14 protein-coding genes and 1 tRNA gene are annotated in these 21,469 nt (G+C 65.4%); 4 read left to right on the top strand and 11 right to left on the bottom strand.

Annotated elements, in window-relative coordinates; translation table 11 throughout:
- Positions 1 to 18: 18 nt before the first annotated feature.
- Both WG208_RS14805 and WG208_RS14810 read right to left on the bottom strand, forming a co-directional pair.
- The gene (locus tag WG208_RS14805; protein WP_337172155.1) at positions 19 to 537 is read right to left on the bottom strand and encodes a hypothetical protein; all 519 of its coding nucleotides are present in this window, start codon (positions 535 to 537) and stop codon (positions 19 to 21) included.
- Positions 538 to 589: 52 nt separating this feature from the next.
- Positions 590 to 662: transfer RNA gene (locus tag WG208_RS14810), tRNA-Ala, on the bottom strand.
- Positions 663 to 855: 193 nt separating this feature from the next.
- Here WG208_RS14810 and WG208_RS14815 point away from each other — a divergent pair.
- Positions 856 to 1,521 carry a PEP-CTERM sorting domain-containing protein gene (locus WG208_RS14815; RefSeq protein WP_337172156.1) on the top strand — a complete coding sequence of 222 codons (666 nt, stop codon included), beginning with the start codon at positions 856 to 858 and terminating at the stop codon, positions 1,519 to 1,521.
- 222 nt (positions 1,522 to 1,743) lie between these two features.
- On the top strand, positions 1,744 to 3,618 hold the full coding sequence (locus WG208_RS14820) for a sodium:solute symporter family protein (protein ID WP_337172157.1): 1,875 nt from the start codon (positions 1,744 to 1,746) through the stop codon (positions 3,616 to 3,618).
- Between the two features lie 93 nt (positions 3,619 to 3,711).
- Here WG208_RS14820 and WG208_RS14825 read toward each other — a convergent pair whose 3' ends face one another.
- The 7 genes from WG208_RS14825 to WG208_RS14855 are packed head-to-tail and all read right to left on the bottom strand — an operon-like array spanning position 3,712 to position 16,908.
- Positions 3,712 to 4,917: an amidohydrolase gene (locus tag WG208_RS14825; RefSeq protein ID WP_337172158.1), complete on the bottom strand. Its 1,206-nt coding sequence runs from the start codon at positions 4,915 to 4,917 to the stop codon at positions 3,712 to 3,714.
- A gap of 57 nt (positions 4,918 to 4,974) precedes the next feature.
- Positions 4,975 to 6,645 (bottom strand): D-aminoacylase, encoded by a 1,671-nt coding sequence (locus WG208_RS14830; RefSeq protein ID WP_337172159.1) that lies wholly within the window; start codon positions 6,643 to 6,645, stop codon positions 4,975 to 4,977.
- An 8-nt stretch (positions 6,646 to 6,653) separates the two neighbouring features.
- Complete coding sequence (locus WG208_RS14835; protein WP_337172160.1) at positions 6,654 to 8,216, bottom strand: serine hydrolase; 1,563 nt, start codon at positions 8,214 to 8,216, stop codon at positions 6,654 to 6,656.
- 7 nt (positions 8,217 to 8,223) lie between these two features.
- On the bottom strand, positions 8,224 to 10,716 hold the full coding sequence (locus tag WG208_RS14840) for an alpha/beta fold hydrolase (protein ID WP_337172161.1): 2,493 nt from the start codon (positions 10,714 to 10,716) through the stop codon (positions 8,224 to 8,226).
- A complete protein-coding gene (locus WG208_RS14845) occupies positions 10,713 to 12,587 on the bottom strand; it encodes a CocE/NonD family hydrolase (protein ID WP_337172162.1) in 1,875 nt (624 codons plus the stop codon). The genes WG208_RS14840 and WG208_RS14845 overlap by 4 nt, the downstream gene beginning before the upstream one ends.
- Positions 12,584 to 13,870 carry a RagB/SusD family nutrient uptake outer membrane protein gene (locus WG208_RS14850; protein WP_337172163.1) on the bottom strand — a complete coding sequence of 429 codons (1,287 nt, stop codon included), beginning with the start codon at positions 13,868 to 13,870 and terminating at the stop codon, positions 12,584 to 12,586. Before WG208_RS14850 ends, WG208_RS14845 begins: the two co-directional genes overlap by 4 nt.
- 5 nt (positions 13,871 to 13,875) lie before the next feature.
- Positions 13,876 to 16,908, bottom strand: coding sequence for a SusC/RagA family TonB-linked outer membrane protein (locus WG208_RS14855; protein ID WP_337172164.1), 3,033 nt, complete (start codon positions 16,906 to 16,908; stop codon positions 13,876 to 13,878).
- 161 nt (positions 16,909 to 17,069) lie between these two features.
- Between WG208_RS14855 and WG208_RS14860 the strand changes: the two genes are divergently transcribed.
- Both WG208_RS14860 and menC read left to right on the top strand, forming a co-directional pair.
- Positions 17,070 to 18,008, top strand: a complete 939-nt coding sequence (locus WG208_RS14860; protein ID WP_337172165.1) for a hypothetical protein — start codon at positions 17,070 to 17,072, stop codon at positions 18,006 to 18,008.
- Positions 18,005 to 19,123, top strand: a complete 1,119-nt coding sequence (gene menC, locus WG208_RS14865) for an o-succinylbenzoate synthase (protein ID WP_337172166.1) — start codon at positions 18,005 to 18,007, stop codon at positions 19,121 to 19,123. Before WG208_RS14860 ends, menC begins: the two co-directional genes overlap by 4 nt.
- Positions 19,124 to 19,166: 43 nt before the next feature.
- Here menC and WG208_RS14870 read toward each other — a convergent pair whose 3' ends face one another.
- Positions 19,167 to 19,892: a GntR family transcriptional regulator gene (locus WG208_RS14870; protein WP_337172167.1), complete on the bottom strand. Its 726-nt coding sequence runs from the start codon at positions 19,890 to 19,892 to the stop codon at positions 19,167 to 19,169.
- A gap of 85 nt (positions 19,893 to 19,977) precedes the next feature.
- Positions 19,978 to 21,297: an amino acid permease gene (locus tag WG208_RS14875; protein ID WP_337172168.1), complete on the bottom strand. Its 1,320-nt coding sequence runs from the start codon at positions 21,295 to 21,297 to the stop codon at positions 19,978 to 19,980.
- Positions 21,298 to 21,469 lie beyond the last annotated feature (172 nt).

Consider the following 21,469-nt stretch of genomic DNA (forward strand, 5'->3'; position numbering starts at 1 on the left):
GTGTGATGTGATGCGCCGTTATACCGCTGGCGTGACGACCGCGACACCGGCATCGATCCACTCGATCCGGCAGGCGGAAAAATGCGACGCGTCGAGCGAGGCCACCTCATCGGCGCGGCGGGCCGGCATCTCGTGCTGCTGCCCGCCGGCACGAAAGACCACCACCCCCAGCCCGTCGGCATCGAACGGCAGGACCAGCTCCGCCGAAGCGCCGAGTGCGGCGATGTTGGACGGTGCGGTACCGACCTCGCCGGCCTTGAGGGCACGGAAGATCAGATGGACCGCACCCATGGTGACCAGTCCCAGCCCGATGGACGAGACGAGGGTGACAACGAGGCTGCGCTGCGTGGCGACCGCGAGCAATCCGATGCCGCCGAACGCAAAACTGGCCCACGCCAGATTGCGCAACGAAAAGAGGGCAAGGAAGCCGACGTCATGGTCGCCGCTCACCCCATCGTGATCGGTATCCTTGCCGAGGAGACCCATGGTGATGAGCCCACCCCCGAACAGCAATGCTGCAATGAAGACCCACGTCATAGACGGTCCTCCATGAACCCGGCGTGAAAAGACCCTGCCTGCGCCGTGGAAATGGAGCGTATCGGGATCGAACCGATGACCTTCCGCTTGCAAAGCGGACGCTCTCCCAGCTGAGCTAACGCCCCGTGCGCTACAAAGTAGCATGGCGCGGGGCGGGGGCAAAGCGGGCCCCTGGGTCCTGCGGCCACGGATGTGCGCTATTCCGGGCGGCTTTTGCGCGTGAGGAAATGCGGGGTTTCGTCAACCGGTTGGCGTTCCCCGAGTCACCATGCTCGCGAGGATATCATGCGACTCAGGACCTGGCTCGCCGGGCTCTCGATGCTGGCCATTGCGCCGGCGGCAGAAGCTCAAGTCACCTACACATTCAATGGATTCTTCGGGAATACCATCTATTCCTACAAGACGGTGTGCGAGACACCGGAGGGCGGGGACCCGACCTGCGACTGGGTCCAGGATCAGGTCCTCGCCGACCATCAGTTGGAGATGACCTTCGTGGTGGAGCGCGTGGGGCCGATCAATTCGCCAGGGGAGTACGCCACGAAGTCCTGCGCGATCTCCATTTTCAGTGGCGCCGCGCCCCAGGGCGGCAATCCTTCCTATACCTGCCAGGCCACCCAGCAGTTCAACCCCAACGGCTTCGGAACCGGACACAGCTTCATCAGCGCACAGTATGACTGGGACTGGGACGCGTTCGACATGAGCGGCGGCGGCGGCGCTTTCTTCTTCTTCGCCCCCGGCGCATTCCTGGCCAACGGGACCTACGCGGCCATTCAGACCACGCTCGAAGGAGATCCGTATGACAACGGTGGTGGCGAAATCGGCGTGATGGCCGAGCCGGCTCCTGGCCTGTATGGCAGCGCCGGTGAAGGCACCCTCGTCGTCGACGGCATCGGCGTCTCCACGGTTCCGGAGCCATCCACCTGGTTCCTCATGGCAGCCGGTCTCGGCATGATGATCCCGCTGGCCCGTCGCCGTCGGGCCTGATTGTCGTGCGGTCCCACGCGTGATGGGTCTTCACGCGTGGGGCCCTGAGCTCGGCGGGCGAGCGTGGACTCCCGGGGTGTGGATCGCCCCGGGAGTCCTCCCCGCCCGATCCGCATGGCCCCACCAATGCGTTGCCCCGGCGCGGACCGTTCACCACATTCACGCGCCGGCCGGCATTCCGCTGACACGGCTCAGGTGCTTCCCTCCCCCGCCGCTCCGCGCATGAACGTCTCCTGGATCGACTGGGCCATCGTGGCCGTGACCATCCTGGTGTGTTTCGTCCCCGCCCTCTTTCTCGCCAAACGCTCGGGGTCGAGCACGACCGAGTTCTTCGCATCCGGCCGGTCGGTGCCGTGGTGGCTGGCGGGGTTGTCGATGGTGGCCACGACGTTTTCCTCCGACACGCCGAACTGGGTGACCGAGCAGGTGCGCCGGTATGGCGTCGCCGGCAACTGGCAATGGTGGGCGTTCGTGCTCACCGGCATCGCCACGGTGTTCTTCTTCGCGCGGCTGTGGCGCCGGTCGGGGGTGCTGACCGATCTCGAGTTCTACGAACTCCGCTACTCGGGAAAAGAAGCCTCGCTGGTGCGCGGATTCCGCGCGGTGTACCTGGGGCTCTTCTTCAATTGTTTCATCATGGGGATGGTGACACTCGCGGCGTGCAAGATCGCGAACATCCTCTTCGGTCTCGCGCCATGGCAGACCATTCTGCTGACCGGTGTGCTGAACGTGATCTTCGCGGCGCACTCGGGGCTGTGGGGCGTGCTCGTCATCGACATGATCCAGTTCTTCATCAAGATGACGGCGGTGTTCGCGGCCGCCTGGTTCTCGCTCGTGGAAGTGGGCCGGCGACTGGCGGGAACGCCGGAAGCCTGGGCCGGTCTCAAGGCGCTCGTGGGCACACTGGCCACGCAGCAGGTCGTGCAGGGCGCGGCCGATGCACAACCCGTCATGTCGATGAAGGACGGCGCGGGTCAGCCGATTCTCGACATGATGCCGAATTTCGCCATGTCCGATCTCGCGCTGATGATCTTCATTCTGCCCATCGCGATCAGCTGGTGGGCCAACTGGTATCCGGGTGCGGAACCCGGTGGCGGTTCGTACATCGCGCAGCGCATGCTGGCGTCCAAGTCGGAGAAGGATGCACTGGGCGGCACCCTCTTCTTCAATCTCGCGCACTACGTGTTGCGCCCGTGGCCGTGGATCATCACGGCGTTGTGTTCGATCATCGTCTACCCCGATCTGGCCAGCATCAAGGCGGCGTTCCCCACGGCGGACGCCACGCTCATCGGGCACGATTCGGCCTTTCCGGCGATGCTCAAGTTCCTGCCGGTGGGTTTCGTGGGGCTGATGATCGGTGGACTCATCGCGGCCAACTCCTCGACGATTCTCACCCATCTCAACTGGGGTTCGTCGTATCTCGTGCACGACTTCTACCGGCGCTTCATCCGTCGTGACGCCACCGAGGCGCACTACGTCATGGCGGGCCGGCTGACGACGATCCTGCTCTTCGTCTGCTCGGCGTTGCTCAGTCTGACCATGAGTTCCGCACAGCAGGCCTTCCAGGTGCTGCTGTCCATCGGCGCGGGCACGGGACTGCTCTACATCGCGCGATGGTTCTGGTGGCGCGTGTCGGCCTGGTGCGAGATCGTCGCGATGGCCGTCTCGCTCATCACGTCGCTCGTGGTGCCGAAGCTGATGCCCGATGCCGGCTTTGCCGTGGTGACCATCGTGCAGGTGGGCATCACGACGGTCGCCTGGCTGATCACCGCGTTCGTGGCACCGGCCACCGATCGCGCCACGCTGGTGGCGTTCGTGCAGAAGGTGAAGCCGGCGGGTTCCGGATGGAGCTGGGTGCGCCGCGAAGCCGGTATCAGCGACGCGGAAGTCGCCGCCGAAAACAACCTCGGTCTGTCGGCCGCGGGCTGGGTGCTGGGTTGCGTGTTGATCTGGTCGTCGCTGTTCGCGATCGGTCAGTGGCTGTACCTGCCGGGCGACCCCTCGCGTCGCGGTGACGCGCTGCTGCTCACCGCCATCTTCGTCGTGAGTGGCGTGGGCCTGCTGGCCGTGGTCCGACGGCTCTGGGCCACGCGGTGATGGTCCGGTGAAGGTCCGGTGAAGGTCCGGTGATCGTGCGATGATGATGCGCCACCGACCCAGCGGCGATCTGGCGCCGCTGGGTCGGTGGTCCTACCTGGCCGTCAGTGCGGCGGATGCGACGCGCGCTGTTTCGGCCAGTACCGCAGCACCGACAAACAGAGAACCGTCCGCGGCAAAGAAGCGCGGGGAGTGTGCGGGTGTGGGTTCTCCACCCTCTTCACGGGCGCCGATGCGCAGGAAGGCGCCGGGTATGCGCTCCATGTAGCAGGCGAAATCCTCGCCGCCCATGTTCGTGATGCCCAATGGCACCACGTTGGCCGCGCCCACCAATGCCGTGGAGGCCTCACGAGCCCACGCCGCCGTGCGTTCCGGATTCACGATGGGTGGCGGCCCGAGTTCGAAGGACACCTCGACGCCCAGATCATGGGCGAGGGCGATGCCGTGTGCCACCCGTCGCAGTTCATCGGCGACCAGCGTCCGCGTAGCTGGATCGATCGTGCGCACCGTTCCACCGATCGTCGCCGAATCGGGAATGATGTTGAGCGCCGTGCCCGCCTGCATGGTGGCTACCGTGAGCACCGCCGGCACCGACGGATTCACCCGACGCGCCACGATGCCCTGCAACGCCGCGATGAGCAGCCCCGCGCCCAGCACGGGATCCGCCGACTCGTGCGGACGGGCTCCATGCGCTCCACGTCCGCGCAGCACGATCGAGAAGGTGTCCGCCGCCGCGGCCAACGGTCCGGCCTGCGCGACCACCTGACCCACGGCAAACCGGCGATCGACATGTGCACCGAAGATCGCGGCCACACCGTCCAGCAGCCCCGAGGCGAGCACGGCGTCGGCGCCTTTGCCGATTTCTTCCGCCGGTTGCAATACGATCAGCACATCACCCGCCGCCGGTCGTTGCGCCAGCAGACAAGCGGCGCCGACGGCCCATGACGCATGCACATCGTGTCCGCAGGCATGCATCACGCCATCGTTGACGGAGGCATACGGCAACCCGGTGGCTTCGCGGATGGGCAGCGCGTCGATGTCCCCGCGCACCGCCACCACCGGCGCCTCACGATTCGCTCCCGGAATCCGCGCAACCAGTCCGGTGCCCGCCACCCGCGTCATGATCAGCGGACGGCCACCGAGCAACGGCTCCACCAGATCACGCAACGCCTGTTCCAGCGCGGCGCCGGTCCTGGACTCGGCGAACGCCAGTTCCGGATGCCGGTGGAGATCGCGGCGCAGGTCGATCAGTTGCCGACGGAGCACGTCGGAGAATTGTGCGAGAACGGCGTCCGGCACACCGTCAGGTACGCCAGTGAAATCGACAGGGGACATAGCCAGATACACTAACGTGCGCTACCGCGAAGCGCCCGGCCCACGCAGCACCTTGCCGGGTGTCGCACCGGTGTGTTTCCCCTTCTCCATCACCACCACACCGTTCACCAGCACGTAGTCGATGCCGGTGGGCAACTGCGTGGGCTGCTCGTAGGTGGCCCGATCACGCAGATTTTCATAGTCGAAGATCGTGACGTCGGCCCACGCGCCCGCGCGAATGACACCACGATCGACCAGGCGCATACGCGTGGCCGGCCACGATGTCATCTTGCGGATGGCATCCTCCAGCGTGATCACCTGGCGCTCACGCACGTAGTGCGAGATCACGCGCACCGGATTGCCATACGAGCGCGGATGTGGCAGCCCCGACGCATCCGCCGGCCCGGGTGCGGCCATTGCCGAGGCATCACTGCCGATGCTCACCCACGGAAAGCGCAACGCCGTTTCGATGTCCTTCTCGGACATCATGTGATAGACCGCCGACACGCGGCCGCCGGTGCCTTCCAGCACGAGATCCCACGCCGCATCGGCGGGATCCTTGCCCGTCATCGCCGCGATCTGCGTAATGGACTTGCCCTGATACTGCACATTGGCGGGATTCGCCGCGGTCGTGAGCACCACACCGTCCCATCCGCCTGCTGCTTCGATGATGTTCCACCAGCCCGGGGAACCGGTGGCCACTTCCCGCTTGAGTCGGGCGCGGATGGCGGGATTCTTCAGTCGGGCCGCCAGTGAATCCCGTCCGCCCTCATGCGCCCAACTCGGGATGGTGGCGTCGAGTCCGGTGCCCCCCGCCGTGTACACGTACATGTCGGCGGCCACATCGACGTTGCGCGCCCGTGCGGCTTCGATCACCTGACGCAGCGAATCCATGAGGACACCCCAGGCCGGCTGGTGCGCCACCTTGAGATGGAAGATCTCCACCGGTGTGCCCGAGCGTTCGCCGATCTCGATGGCTTCGCGCACCGACTGCACCACCTCCGCTCCCTCGCCGCGGATATGGCTGGCATAGATGCCGCCGTACCGCGCGGCCACCTTGGCCATTTCCGTGAGCTCGCTGGTCGTGGCGTAGCTGGCCGGTGGGTAGATGAGTGCCGTGCTCATTCCCAGCACACCGGCCCGCATGGCGGTGTCGAGAATGGCCCGCATACGATCGAGTTCGGCCGGTGTGGGCGCACGCGCCGACGGCCCGATCACCGCGGTGCGGGCCTGCACTTCCCCGAAGTACGTACCGAAGTTGACGCTGATGCCCTGCCGCTCGAGTTGTTCGAAATACGACGCCACCTGACTGGCAGGTACCGGCGTTCCACCTTCACCACCCAGCGCCGTGGTCATGCCCTGCAACAGCTTGCTCTCGGCTCTGCCATCGCGCTGCAGCATGCGCCCCGACTGATCGAGCATGTCGATCCACCCGGGTGAGACGTATCGTCCCGTGGCGTCGATCTCCCGTTTGCCCTTGCCGGCCACCCGGCCGATCTGCACGAAGCGGCCATCCTTGATGGCCACATCGGCCAGGATCCACGGATTGCCGGCACCGTCGAGCACCCGCCCGTTGCGGATGACTACATCGTATTCGGCAGTGGCGGCCTGCGCCGGAAGGCGGGATGTGAACAGGACACTCGCCAGGACACTCGCCAGCGCGCTCGTCAGGGCCAATGGGCGCAGCAGGGGAACCGGGGATTTCAACCACATGGCGGGACTCACCGGGCAGGCGTGAGACGGGTGAACAGATTGCCCTGCAACTGCAAGGCGAGAATACGACCGTTGCCGTCGGGGCGGAATGTGATGTTGCCTTCCCCTCGTCCGCTCCAGCGGGCGCGGAACGTGTCGTACTGCGCGTGGGTCAGATCGCCGTCGAAGCCGCTGCCGAACCGGGCGTGCAGCGTTTCCCCCACGAGCGTGATGACCACATCACCGTAGGTGGGATTGCGATACGTGGCCACATACGACGCGAGCGGAAGCGTGGGCTTCGTGTTGGCATTGGCCACACGCGCCGGCTGCGGCGGACGCTGATTTTCGCGCGCCTGCAACGCCAGCAGATCCGCGCTCCAATCGCGTTTGGGCGTACCGGCCGCTCCACCCAGGCGATCGAACACTTCGTACATGATGGCATGACGCAGTTCGACATGATCGGTGTTCGCCAGCACGTATACACCCAGCTTCCTGTCGGGAATGAGACCGATGAGAGCGCTCATGCCGTCGATGCTGCCGGTGTGCATGACCACGGCCTGTCCGTTGTAGTCCTGCAGGAACCAGCCCAGTCCGTAGAGGAAGAAGTGCGGCCGCGACAACTCGAGCGCCGGATACGTGGAGGGATCGGCCACAACCTGTGGCGAGATCCAAGCCTTGAAATTCGCTTCGCTCACCAGGCGCTTGCCGTTCACGCGCCCCGAGTCGAGCACGAAGCGCATCCACCTGGCCATGTCGTTCACCGACGACCACACGGAGCCCGCCGCGGCCACGGGGTCGACCGCCCGATTGACCGTGAGGCGGATGGAATCGTTCACCATACGGTGCGGACTGGCCACATTCGGTTGCCCTTCCACCTTGGACAACCGCGTGATGGTGCCATTCATGCCGAGCGGCGCGAAGATGCGCTGCTCGAGAAACGCATCCCACGTTTTGCCCGACGCGGCTTCGACCACCGCGCCGGCCACCGCGTACATGATGTTCTGGTAGATCCATCCGGCGCGGAACGAATAGGCGGGTTGCACGGTGGCCACACGCCGCAGGATCTCCTCGGAGGAAAAGTCGGTGCCCGTCCACAGCAGATCCGCGTTGCCCAGGCCGGCGCGATGCGTGAGGATGTCGCGCACGGTGAGTTCACGTGTCACCCACGGATCGGACAGCTTGAACGCCGGCAGGTATTCGATCACCGGTGCGTCCCACCGCACCTTGCCTTCATCGACGAGCATGGCGAGCGCCAGCGACGTCATGGCCTTGGTGGTGGACCCGATCGCAAAACGCGTGTCGGCATCGACCGGCGTGGGTTTGCCGACTTCGCGAAGACCATACCCTTTCGACAGCAGCACGCTGTCGTTGCGTACGATGGACACGGCCAGTCCGGCAGTCTTCCACACGTTGACCGCGGCGGCGATATCGGCGTCGAGTCTGGCTACGACGGCCTGATCGCCACGTCCGCCCTTGACGGGCAGCACGTTCTGCGCCGCGATTGGCGATGCAACGCCCAAGGTGACGAGAGCGGCGCCGGCGATGACACTCAGCCGGGTCCGGAAGACGCGCGAGACGGAAGAGATGGGCATCATCGTGTCACCGCAACCGTTGCGCCAGCCAGTCGGCCACGGTGCCGAGGACTTCTGGCGCAACATCGAAGTTGGTCAGGTTCTGATACCCGCCGGGATAGCCCACCGGATCGTAGACGAACAGATGATTGAGCCTGGGGAACACCCGCGACGTGACATCCCTGTTGCCACCGGCCTTGAACGCCTTCACCAGCGCTGCCACCTGATCCGGTGTCACCTGCTGATCGGTGGCGCCGTTGAGGACGAGCACCGGCGTTTTCACCTGCTTCGCGGTGGCCAGCGGATCGTGATCGAAGAAGTACTTCATCCACGGGTTGGTGGCCGCGAGTGAATCGATGTACGTGGGGATGCGACCGATCTGCTCGGCGCGTTTGGCCGGCGTGAGGGATGTGTCCTTCTCGGCGAGGTTCCTGAGCTGGAACGTGAGGATGTCACGTCCACGCTTGCCCGGTCCGGCAAGCAGCACGATGCCTTTGAGATCGGGTTCACGTGTGGCCACGATGGGCGCGATGAGACCACCTTCGCTGTGCCCCACGAGGCCGAGCTTGCCGGCATCGATCTCCGGACGTGTGCGCAGATACGCGAGTCCCGCGCGGATGTCCTCGGCGAAGTCAGAGCTCGTGGCCTTGGCATGATCGCCGGTGGATTCCCCGATCCCACGATCGTCCATGCGCAACGTGGCGATGCCACGGCGTGCGAGTGAATCGGCGATCTGGCGGAACGGGCGGAAGTTGGTGGTGGCGGAGAACGGTTCGTCGCGCGTCTGTCCCCCCGATCCCGTGATGGTCACGACGGCGGGCACTCTGGCGCTCGCGCTGGCGACTTTCGGAATCGTGAGCGTGCCGGCGAGGGTGTGCCCTTCGCGCGTGGGCACGGTGACGTTGATCGCGATGTACGGCGCGTTCGCGGGCGCCGAGTAGTCGATCGGCGGGGGACGCGGCGGCGTGGGGCGACGCACGAACGACACCGGCACCCCGACGAGGTCGGCGATCAATTCGTTCACCTTCCCCTGCGGGTTCACGCGGAAGTTCACGAAGAACGCGGGCAGCACGGGCGTGTCGAACTTCACGCGGAAGTTGTCGGCGTTCCAGTACACCATCTGGGAGCGCCAGGTGGGGCCGAAGGTGAGATGCAGTCCGCCGTTCTGCTCGCGCACCACCATCTCGCCGTAGAGGCTGTCCACGTAGGTGCCCACATATTCCGACAGGGCCAACGTCGGCTTGCCACCCGAAGGCCTGGTCTGCGCCTGCGGATTGCGGGCCGCGGCGGCCGCCGCCCGGGCGCGTGCCTGCTCCTGTCGTGTCACGGCGTCGGCCACCCAGTCGCGACCCGATCCACCCAGGTGCATGTCGAGGATCTTGTGCAGCAGCGGCTGCGGCAGTCCCGAGCCGTTCATGTTGGTGAGCAGCACCACGCCGAACTTGTCTTCGGGCAACATGGCCACGAGCGCCGTGAAGCCGTCCACGTTCCCGCCGTGATGCACCAGCGCTTTGCCGCGATAGTCTTCGAGGAACCAGCCCAGTCCGTACGAGGAGTAATGCGTGTCGGGGTTGTTGGCCCGCGCCGCGGAGTCCAGGCGGATGAACATCTGCGACTGGCGCATCTCCTCGACCAGACGCCGGCTGATGACCTGCTTGCCGCCGTACTTTCCGTCGCCGAGCAGCATGCGCACCCACTGCGCCATGTCCACCGCGTTGGAGTTGATGGAGCCGGCAGGGCCCGCGTTGTCGAGATTGCGCCACTTCACCGCGACCACCCCGCCGCCGCTGTCGGCGTTGGCGTGGGGCGAGGCGAGATCGGTGCGCTTGTCGAGAGCCCGGATGGTGGTGCTGCTGTTGCCCATGCCGAGCGGCGCGAAGATGCGCGTCGAGACAAAATCGTCCCAGCTCATGCCGGACGCCTTGGCCACCACTTGCCCTGCGGTGATGTACATCAGGTTCTGGTAGCCGAACTGCGAGCGGAAGCTCCACGACGGCTGCAGGAAGCGGATGCGGCGCACCAGTTCGTCGCGATCGAAGCCCGAGCCATACCACGCCAGTTCACCGCGCGCGAGACCGCTGCGATGCGACAGCAGATCGCGCACCGTGAGCTCACGCGAAACGTACGGGTCGTACATCTGGAAGCTCGGGATGTAGCGCGTCACGGGGGCGTCGAGATCGACCTTCTTCTCGTCCACCAGCATGGCGATCGAGGCGGACGTGAACGCCTTCGACGACGACCCGATGGCGAAGATCGTGCGTTCCTCCACCGGGGCTTTCGTGTTCACGTCCCGCACGCCGTAGCCCTTGACGTAGATCACCGAATCGTTGCGCACGATGGCGAGACCCAGCCCCGGCACCTTCATGCTTTCGAGCGCCTTGTTCACATAGGCGTCGAGACCGGGGAACGGCTCGCGTGACTGCGCCCCGAGCGCGGTGGGCGCGACCGCGAGCGCCATCGGGAACGCCGCCGGTACGATCGAAGCGATCACCTGGCGGGCGGTGCGGGAAAACGTGATCACGGCACGATCGGGTTGGAGGTGACGATCGACATCTGCAGATACGACGACAGCGTCGGCGAGCGATAGATGCGCTGTGTGGCGACGCGGAAATCGGCGGCGTTCGCCTTGAAGATGTTGGGCACGAACGTCTGCGGATTGCGATCGATCAGCGGGAACCAGCTGCTCTGGATCTGCACGCGGATGCGATGCCCTTTGCGGAACCGGTAGTTCTGGGTGTGCAGGCCGACCTTGAACTCGGTGGCCTTGCCGGCCACGATGGGTTCCGGGTGTTCATAGCTGCTGCGGAAGCGCCCGCGCAGCACCTCGTTGGCCACCATGAACTGGTAGCCGCCGAGCTTGGGATGATCTTCCGGATACACGTCGATGAGCTTGACCACCCAGTCGGCATCGGTGCCGGTGGTGGTCGCCATCAGACGGGCGACGATGTCCCCGGCAATGGTGACATCGTTTTCGAGCACCGGCGTTTCCCACGCCACGACATCGGGACGGTCCTGCACGAACCGTTGATCGTCGGCCAGCCACTGGGCCCACGTCGATCCCGGTCCGAACGTGGCCAGGATGGGACGCGCGCGATACGGCACGGGCTTCGCGGGATCGGAGACATACGAATCGTATGGCCTGGGATCACCGGCCTTTGGCGGATCGAAAGAAAGTTTGCCGTCGGCGTGAAAATAGAGACGACGCGGGCCGACGTTCTTTCGGGGCGGCCACGTGTCGTACTGGCGCCATTCGTTTGCGCCGGCTTCGAAGGTGGTGGCCTCGGCCAGGGTGAGCGTGCCCTTGTCCTTCAGCCAGTATGCGAACCACGGCGCTTCGATGGTGCGCCGGAAATACGGCGCGGTGGCACTGCCAAAATCGATGTTGCCCAGTCGCTGCCCCGACGCACCACGCCACGCCCCGTGATTCCACGGCCCCACCACGAGATAGTTTATCCCCTTGGTGTCGTGCTTCTCGAGTTCCTGGTAGATGGTGAGTGGACCGTAAAAGTCTTCCTGATCCCACCAGCCTCCCACATTGAGCGTGGGCACGTTGACCCGATCGAGATATTGCGCGAGGGCCTCACGCTTCCAGAACGCATCGAAGTTCGGATGCGAAACAAAATCGTTCCATGTGGGCCGCTCGCCCTTGAAATACTTGCGGTCGATGTTGGACAGCGGACCGTTCTCGAGGTGCCACGAATAGTTGTCCACCTTGTCGAACGGGAATCGCTGCATCCCCTTGCCGCTCTCCATCATGGCCACGTACTCGAATCCGTACGCCAGACGGAATGCGCCGTTGTGATGGAAATCGTCGCCGATGAACATCGAGGCCGGCGATGCCTGCGGGGACACCGCCTTGAGCGCGGGATGCGGATCGAGCATCGACATCACCGTGAGCCAGCCGGGATACGAGACCCCCAGTTGTCCCACCCGACCGTTGTTGCGCGGCACGTTGGCGAGCAGCCAGTCGATCGTGTCCCAGGTATCGGTGCTTTCGTCGATGGCCTTGGGGTCCTTCTTGTTGCGCGGTGAGCGCAACATCACGAACTGTCCTTCCGAATCGAATCGCCCGCGGATGTCCTGGAAGACGAAGATGTAGCGTTCGTCGGCCAGCTCCGCGTACGATGTGATGAAACTCCCCGCCGCCCCACCGATGCCGTACGGCGTGCGCGTGAGGATGAAGGGTAACGCGCCCTGCTGATCCTTTGGCGCGAAGACGAACGTGTGCAACTTCACGCCGTCGCGCATCGGGATCATGACCTCCCGGCGCTCGTAGTTTGCCAGGCGCGCACTGTCGGCGGCCGTCGGTGCCTGCGCACCGACGGCCGGCAAGGCCACGAGAGCCGCCAGTCCGCAGAGCAGTGAGGCCAGGCGTCTCATGACCGTGTTCATCTGCCGATATTCGGATTGTTCACACGTTCGACGTCGGGCAGCGGGAAGCAGTTCTGCGTCCCGTACACGCCGCCGCCCACGGAGTAGGCCGTGCCCGCCGCGGGGTTGAGCGGCAGGCCGTAGCGACGAATGTCGCCCAGCCGATGCCCTTCGAGGAAGAGCTCACGACGACGATCCTCGATGAGCGTGGCCCGCACCTGCTCGGCCGTCTGCCCCGTGCCGTCATAGGCCGGCACACCGGCACGCGATGCCCGGACCGCATTGATGGCCGCCACGGCGCCGGAAAGATCGCCAGCCTCCAGACGGGCTTCGGCCACGATGAGCTGCGCCTCGGCGTACCGCGCGATCGACATGACCGTCGTGAGTGACGGATACTTGTCGGCCGTCCAGATGGCCACACCGGGAGCCGTGCCGTTGCGGTTCTGATTCGTCACCGCCACACGCGGATCGGCAGCCCCATTGATCGTGAGGCCACGGAACGACGCATCGACCGTGCTGAACGAGTTCTGATTGATGGTGAGGAATGCGAAGTTCTGCCGGCGCACCTGCACCGCATCGGTTCCCGTCGTGGCGTTGAACGACGCGGGAATCTTCGCGGCGTCCGTGGCGGCTGCGGCGGCCTGCTTGAGATTGAGCAGTGTGCGGGCGCGACCCAGCAGCGCGAGGTTGAGCGTGGCCGCATCGTTCACGGCCGTGGCCTCCGTCACCGCGGCATCGAAACGGCTCTTCGCTTCCGCGAAGATCGCGGCCGGCTGCAGTTCGGGCCCCACGTTGATGGCCGCTGAACACATGCCTTCACCCATCAGCACGAGGCTGTAACCGGCATACGTCGCCGCCTGCGCGATGAGCCGCTGGCGACTCACGCCGGTGGGCAGATCGGCGTCCTTCCACTCACGGAGCCGTGCCAGCACCGTGTCCGCCGATCCACGCGCGGTGGAGAGCGTCGAGTAGATGGGGGGCTGCTGATTGGAACCGCAGTTGGCGGTGCCGTACGAGGCGTTGGTGGGGAGCCGGCGCGCTTCGTAGTCGTAGTTGGCGACCGCACCGATGGCGTTGGCCAACTCGTCGATGAGCAGCCCGCTGCCGACCACGTAGCGCGTATAGGCGCATTCGAAGTCGGAGATGGCGCCGTTCACGAGAAGCTGCGCGTTGGGGGGGGTGTAGACGGACGCGGCCGAAACCTGTCCGGGGTTGTTCTGTTCGAGGGCCGTGATTTCGGTGCAGGCCGTCAGCACGTAGCTGGAGACCGCCACGCCCAGGATCACGATGGGAGAGAGGCGCATGGGGCTCACCAGACGATGTTGATGGTGGCGGAGAACTGGCGAAGCGGCGGTGTGACGCCCTGCTCCTGGTTGATCGTGCTCGAGCCCGCGTTGTTCACGTTCGACTCGGGATCGAGGCCGTTGTACTTGGTCGACGTCCAGAGATTGCGACCGGCCACCGTGATGCTGGTACGCGCCCCCACCAGCGACTGGGGCAGTGTGTACGTGGCCGACAGCTCGCGCAGCTTGAAGAACGACGCGTCCTGGTAGTAGCCCTGGGTGAGTCCCTGCGTGGCCGCCGTCGGCACGATGCCGGCGAGATAGATGGGCGAGAACTCGAGCGGGTAGTAGCTGGCGCGACAGAATTGCGCGCCGGCGCCACCCGTGCAGCGGAGTTGTTCGTTGGCGTTCCAGAGAAGATTGCCGCGGCGGAAATCGCCCAGACCGTACAACCGCAGCCGGTCACCGATGTTGAGCGTCGTGCTGATGGCACCGGTCGTACGCGGCGTGGGCGTCCCGATGTACACGAAGGGGGCCTGTGCGCAGGCCATCGGCGCTTTACCTGCTCCGCCATCACACAACACATTGGTGGCGAACCCGGTGGTGGCATCCCGATCGGCCGACACCACGCGCTTCGTGAAGACACTGCCGATGGGATAGCCCACGATGTTGGCAAAACCGGGACTCGCAACGACGTTCTGGATGCCACCCAGATCGATGATCTCGTCCCTGTTCGTGGCGAGATTGCCGGTGATTTCCCAGTTGAGCCCGGGCCGCGCGATGACACGGTAGGTGCTGCTCATCTCGATCCCGTGGTTGTTCACCTGGCCGAGATTGCGGAACTGGCTGCCGGGGAAGCCGCTGGACGGCGCCACTGCCTGGCTCACGATCTGATCGAGCGTGCGCTTGTTGAAGTAGGTGAAGTCGACGGTGAGACGCTGGAAGAGGCCGGCTTCGAAGCCGAGTTCCACTTCCTTGCCGCGCTCGGGGCGGAGATCCGGATTGCCGAGCGACGAAGGCGTGACCGCAGCGGATCCGTTCGGACCGGTGGCGGCGGAGAAGGTGCGCAGCGCCGCGAAGGCCGCCGGCTGACGGCCCGATTCACCATACGCCGCACGCAGACGGAACGTGTTGATGACATCCTTGAGCGGGAAGAACGATTCTTCGCCGATCACCCACGAACCGCTCACCTTGGGATAGGTGACCCACTTGAAGTCCTTGCCGAACGCGGAGTTGTTGTCGACGCGCAGGCCGCCTGTCAGGAAGAGACGGGAACGCCAGGAGAACTGCTGTTCACCGAAGGCGCCGATGGTGGTGTTGGTGACTTCACTCTGCGAAGACGCCACCGCCTGCGTGGCACCACTGACGGTCTCGACCCCGGGCGCGGGGAACGCCAGTCCGCCGAGGAAGCTGGTGTTGGATGCCCGGCGATAGTACTGACCGCCCACCGACGTACGCGAGGACAGCGCCGAGGTGAGATTGAAGTTCGCACTGCCGCTCCAGTCGCCGCTGATGATGCTGTTGCGACGCAACGTCTGGCCGATGCTACCGGCGGCCGCGGCGGGCGTCAGGTACTTGGCGATTTCCGGCGGTGCAAAACGTTCGAGACCCCGCGCATCTTCGCCCGTATAGTCGATGCCCGCGATCACCCGGTGCGTGAACCACGAGACCGGCGTGTTGCTCAGCGTGGTGCTGGCGGTGAACCGATCGATGTAGTCGGCGTTGTCATAGAGCTGCTGCGGTACTTCCGGCACCGTGGCGAAGAAGCCCCGTGTGGCGGGGAAGACATTGCCGTGCCCGGCGGTCGCGCCGAGCATCGGCGATGCCCCGGCATCCGCGCCCAGATGGTTGGCCGCGGTGACATACCCGAAGCTCGTGGCGAGATTCGTGGACGGCCGCGTCTGCACGTCGAAGTTGGAACGCAGCGTCAACTGCCGGATCGAGTTGTTGGGTTCGATGCCGAGCGAGTTCTCGTAGGTGCTGCTCGCGTAGTACCGCAGCAGATCGCGGCTGCCGGAAACCGAGCCCTGATAGCGTCGGACCTGACCGGTGCGGAAGAGCGGACGGCCGCTGTCGGCTTCGGACTTGACGCCGTTCCAGGTGACGATCTCCCCCGATGCGGGCACACGATAGTAGTTCGTGGGAATCCGCGATTCGGCGTTGGCGAACTCCATCGTGCCCAGCTCGGTCTGCAGACTGATCTGCGGCTGACTGCCCGCGCCACCACGCTTGGTGATGATCTGGATGACGCCGTTGGCGGCTTCCGTCCCATAGATGGTGGCGGCCGCCGGTCCCTTGATGACTTCGATGCTCTCGATGTCGTTGGGATCGATGTCGTTGAGACGGCCGGCCACGCTCGCGCCCTGTCCACCCAGACGACCGGAGACGCCCTGCGGCCCGGTGCTGGTGGCGTTGTTGATACGCACGCCATCCACGTAGATGAGCGGCGCATTCTCGAGCGACAGACTGTTGCGGCCGCGGATCTCGATGGCCGGTCCCGCCCCCAGTCGGCCGCTGCGGGCACGCACGGTGACACCGGGCGCGCGGGCGTTGAGCAGACTGGTGATATTGGTGGACCCCGATTTCCGGAGTTCGTCGGCCGCGTTGATGGTGGCGACGGCATTGCCGATGGCACGCTTCTCCTGCGCGCCGGCCGTGCCGGTGACCACGACCTGGTCGAGCGCGATGGCGCTCTGCGTGATGGCAAGGTTGACCGTCACCTCACCGTTCGCGGTGACGGTGACCGCCTGCCGCAGCGCCGTGTACCCGATGCGTCGGGCGACGAGGACGTGCGGACCAGCGGGGACGTTGACGAGGCGGTAGCGTCCATCTGTGCCAGAGGTTCCTCCGAGCGTGGTGCCTTCCACGACGATCTGCACGGCGGCGATGGGCGATGTCGTGGCTGCGTCCGTGACGCGTCCGACAACGGTGCCATTCTGGGCGTGCAGTGCGGCGGGGATGAGGAAGGCGAAGACCCCGACCACCGCACGGCGGGAGAAGGGGACGAACCGGCTTGGCGGGAGGAAGCCTGGGAGACGCCATCCTGGGGAGGATCGCATGCGGGGGCTCCGACGAGGTGGGAGGGGGGGTGTCGGGCAGTCGACGGCGGGATCAGGTGCACGCTTTTCTGTACACCTAATTGTATACAAGCGAACGAGAAGTTATGTTGTGCTCATCCGTTCGGCAAGAGTACTTCCGGCCCTCGTCCCTTCTTCATGGGATGACCGCTCCTGCCGACGCCCGCTTTCCATTCCTGCGCATGCTGACAACTGCCTGCCTCCCGACGCCGTCTCCACGGTCGATTCCGCCCTTCGTCGATACGGATGGCATCACCATCCGACGGGTCACGTCGCTCGAGGAATACCAGGAGTGTGTGCAGATACAGGAAGAGATCTGGGGACCCGGTTTTCGCGAACGCGTGCCGGTGGCCATCCTCCTCGTCGCTCAGAAACTGACCGGCGTCTGCGCCGCCGCCTTCGCGCCGGACGGTCGCATGCTGGGCTTCGTCTTCGGCCTCACCGGTCTCAAGGACGGCGCACTCGCGCACTGGTCCGATCTTCTGGCCGTCCGCAAGGAGGCCCGCGGTGTACACATCGGAGAGCGCCTCAAGCGCTATCAGCGCGAACTCTGCCTCGCCTCCGGCCTCACCACGATGTACTGGACCTTCGATCCGCTCGTGGCCCGCAATGCCCATCTCAATCTGATGCGCCTGGGCGCTCACGCTTCGGAGTATGTCGTCAACATGTACGGCAGCAACACGGGCAGCCCACTGCATGGTGGCGTGGATACCGATCGCTGGGTCGCTCGCTGGGAACTGACACAGGACAGGGTGTCGACCACGCCGGCCAGCATCCCGATGGCGGGCCCTGCCCCACTCCCCGGTGGTCTGTACGTGGTGCGTCCCGCGCTCGATGACCCGTCGCCCGTCGAAGAAGATCATCCGAACGCCACGGTGGTACGCGTGGCGGTGCCCGTGGACCTCGATGTCCTGACGCCAGGACAGCGTGCGGCCTGGCGCAGCGCCACCCGCCGTGCATTCACGTATTACCTCGGCGTCGGCTTCGAAGTCGTCGGCTTCCAGCGCGCCCGGGGGGCCGAACCGCCGTTCTACGAACTCGTTGCTCCCGAAGGTCTCTCCCGCTCTTCCATTCCATCATGATTCGTCTCGATCAGATCACGCTGCGCGAGATCCGGCTGCCGCTGCGCGAACCGTTCCGCATCTCCTCCGGTGAAGTCACCGAACGTCGTATCACGCTGCTCGAGCTTCGTGACGTGGACGGAGTCACCGTCTGGAGTGAGGGCGTGGCGGGCGAGCAACCGAACTACAGCCCGGAAGCCATCGACACGGCGTGGATCGCCATGACGGAATGGGTGGCTCCCCGCGTGCTGGGACGTGAATTCACACATGCCCGCGATGTGTTTCCTGTGCTGGAAGCGGACTTCCGCGGCAATCTGATGGCCAAGGCGGCCGTGGAGATGGGCATGTGGGTGCTCGAGGCACAGCGACGTGGTGTGGCCCTCTCCACCCTCCTCGGTGGCACACGCGCCGCCATCGCCACCGGTATCTCACTCGGCATCCAGTCCTCGCCCGAGCGCCTCGTCGAGAAGGCGCAAGCAGCCATCGCCGAAGGCTACCGGAAGGTGAAGATCAAGATCGCGCCCGGGCAGGATGTGGCCTATGTACGCGCGGCCCGCGAGGCACTGCCGTCGGCGCCCCTCATGGCCGATGCGAACAACGCGTACACGCTGAACGACATCGAGTTGCTGGCCGAACTGGATGCGTTCGATCTCATGATGATCGAACAGCCGCTGGCGTGGGACGATCTCGTGCAGCATGCCACGCTGCAACGGCGGCTCACGACGCCGGTGTGTCTCGATGAGTCCATCACCTCGGTGGACCGGGCTCGCGACATGGTCACGCTGGGTGCGGGCCGCATCGTGAACATCAAGCCGGGGCGCGTGGGCGGCTTCACGAGCTCGCTGGCGATTCACGACTATTGCCTCACACACGACATCCCGGTGTGGTGCGGTGGCATGCTCGAGAGTGGTGTCGGTCGCGCCTGCAACGTCGCGCTGGCCTCGCTGCCGGGATTCACCAAGCCGGGCGATCTCTCGCCGAGTGCGCGGTACTGGGCGCAGGATGTGGTGACGCCGGAATGGACCATGACGAGCGATGGCATGGTGCCGGTGCCCCTGGCCACGCCGGGACTGGGTGTGGCGGTCGACATCGACCGCATCGACGCACTGACGGTGCGGCGCGTGGTGTTGCGTTGAGTCGGGTCGACCGGAGCTGAATCGCACCGAAGAACCGCGCGGCCTACAGGCGGCCGCGCTCGCCGTGATGGTCGATCACCTGCGCGAGGCGATTGGCGGCATTCCGCCAATTCGCCTCCACCGCCTTCTCCGCCGCTTCCGGATCACCCATCTCGATGGCACGATTGATCTCCTCGTGCTCGGTCACCGACTTGCCGATCTCATCGACCAGGGAGTTCACATAGAGCCGCGTATAGCGCTCGGCCTGGGGCTTGATGGCTTCGTGCAGGGCGAGTAACCGGGGACCGGCCGCAGCCACGACATAGCTGCGATGAAAGGCCATGTCGAGCTCGAAGAATCGCGACGGAACCGATGGCACCGACCGTCCGGCGCTCGCCAGATCGCCGTTGAGCGCCCGCATCTGCGTCACCAGGGCCGCACGGTCGGTGGCCGGTTGTTCGGCCGCCAGGCGCGCCGCCAATCCTTCGAGTTGCCCGACCATGAGAAACAACTCGAGCGCATCACTCTGCGTGAGCGGTGCGACCACCAGTCGCCGCTCCTTCGCGCGGTCGACTGCCGTGATGTAGCCTTCCTGCTGCAACCGATGCAGCGCACTTCGCACCGGCGTGCGGCTCACACCGAGATGCACGGCGATGTCACTCTCGATGATGCGCGTGCCCGGAGCCAGACGCCCGTAGACGATCAGGTCCCGGATCTCTTCGTACGCGCGGGTGATGCTGGCCCCGCGTCCGGTGACGCTCTCACCGGCTGACGGTGCAGCGGATTTCATACTGGAAGCAGCCATCGAATCGACGACAAGCGGCGAAAGGAAAGGATGAACCACCTATTCCCATAAGTTAGTCACCAACCCGACCCTACCCCAGAGGCGAGCGCCTCCGCCACAGGGAGAACACCGGTGCGCCGAGCAGTACGGCTCCCAGGCCGACCGCGGCACGCATCGGCTGCGTGATCATCGTGTTCAGCACGAGTGCGCCGGCCGCCAGCACGAACAGAAGTGGCGTGACCGGATAGCCGGGCACACGGAACGGACGAGGGGCATCGGGAGCGCGCCGGCGCAGCACGAACACGGCGACACCGCCGAGCGCGTAGAAAGCCCATCCGGTGAACACGACGTAGGTGAGCAACTGCTGGAAGGTGCCGGTCGCGGCCAGCAGCGCCGCCCACACGGCGATGGCGCCGATCGCGAAAGCCGGTGTCTCGAAGCGCGGATGCACGTCGGCCAACCGGCGGAAGAACACGCCATCGCGCGCCATGGCGAAAAACATGCGGGGGGTCGTGAGGAACAGCCCATTCGCGGCGCTGAAGATGGAGAGGAGAATGAGCGCACCGACGGCCTTGCCCGCCGTGTCTCCCATCACGGTGGCCACCGATTCCGCGGCCACGCGCTCACTGCCCGCGACTCCGGCCGGGCCGAGCGCCGCGATGTACCCCAGATTCGCGAGCAGGTAGATGACGATGAGGGCGGCGGTGGCCAGGGTGATCGCCCGCGGAAACTCCCTCTGCGGATCACGCGCCTCGCCGGCCGAGAAGGTGACGTATTGCCAGCCTTCGTAGGCCCAGAGCACGGCAATCATGGCCGCGCCGATGCCCGTCATCGTGAGCCCGCCGGCGGCGCCGCTCCCGGGCGAAGCCGTGGGGGCACGTCCAAACATCATGAGCACGCCGGCAAGCAGCAGGAGCCCGGCCACCTTTGCGGCGGTCGTCAGATTCTGCAGGTTGGCGCTGTTGCGTGTCCCGCGCACGTTGATCGCGGCCAGCAGGACGATGACACCGATCGACACGACCCGAGCGGCGACGGGCGAAAGCGTCACCAGCTGGCCGAGATAACTGGAGAAGGCCACGGCCAGCGTGGCAATCGATCCCGAAGCGATGACGACGAACATGGTCCAGCCGTAGAGAAAGGCCAGCCCGGGACCGAATGCGTCGCGCAGATAGGCATACAAACCACCGGCATCGGGCTTCGCAGCTCCGAGTTCGGCATAGGTCAGGGCGCCGAGCAACGACAGGACGCCGCCCACGACCCACACGCCGAGCGCGGCACCGGGCCGCATGCCCGCTTCACGCAGGACGACACTGGGCACGAGATACACGCCCGAGCCGATGACCGTGCCGATCCCGATGAGCAGCAGATCGGTGAATCCGAGGGTCCGGCGGAGGGTGTGGGGTTCGCTCATGCGGGACTCCGGCGGGGAGGAAAGGCGGTGGACCAGTCGATCTGCACTCTCGAGCCAAACTTACATACAAAATTGTATACGAACAGATATGAAACGACGGAAATCGGGATCATCCGACCAGTTGGATATCGAAGCGATCTCTGGCGGGTATCATTGGGATCTTTCTGGATGG

This window comes from Gemmatimonas aurantiaca (assembly GCF_037190085.1).
Lineage (GTDB): Bacteria > Gemmatimonadota > Gemmatimonadetes > Gemmatimonadales > Gemmatimonadaceae > Gemmatimonas > Gemmatimonas aurantiaca_A.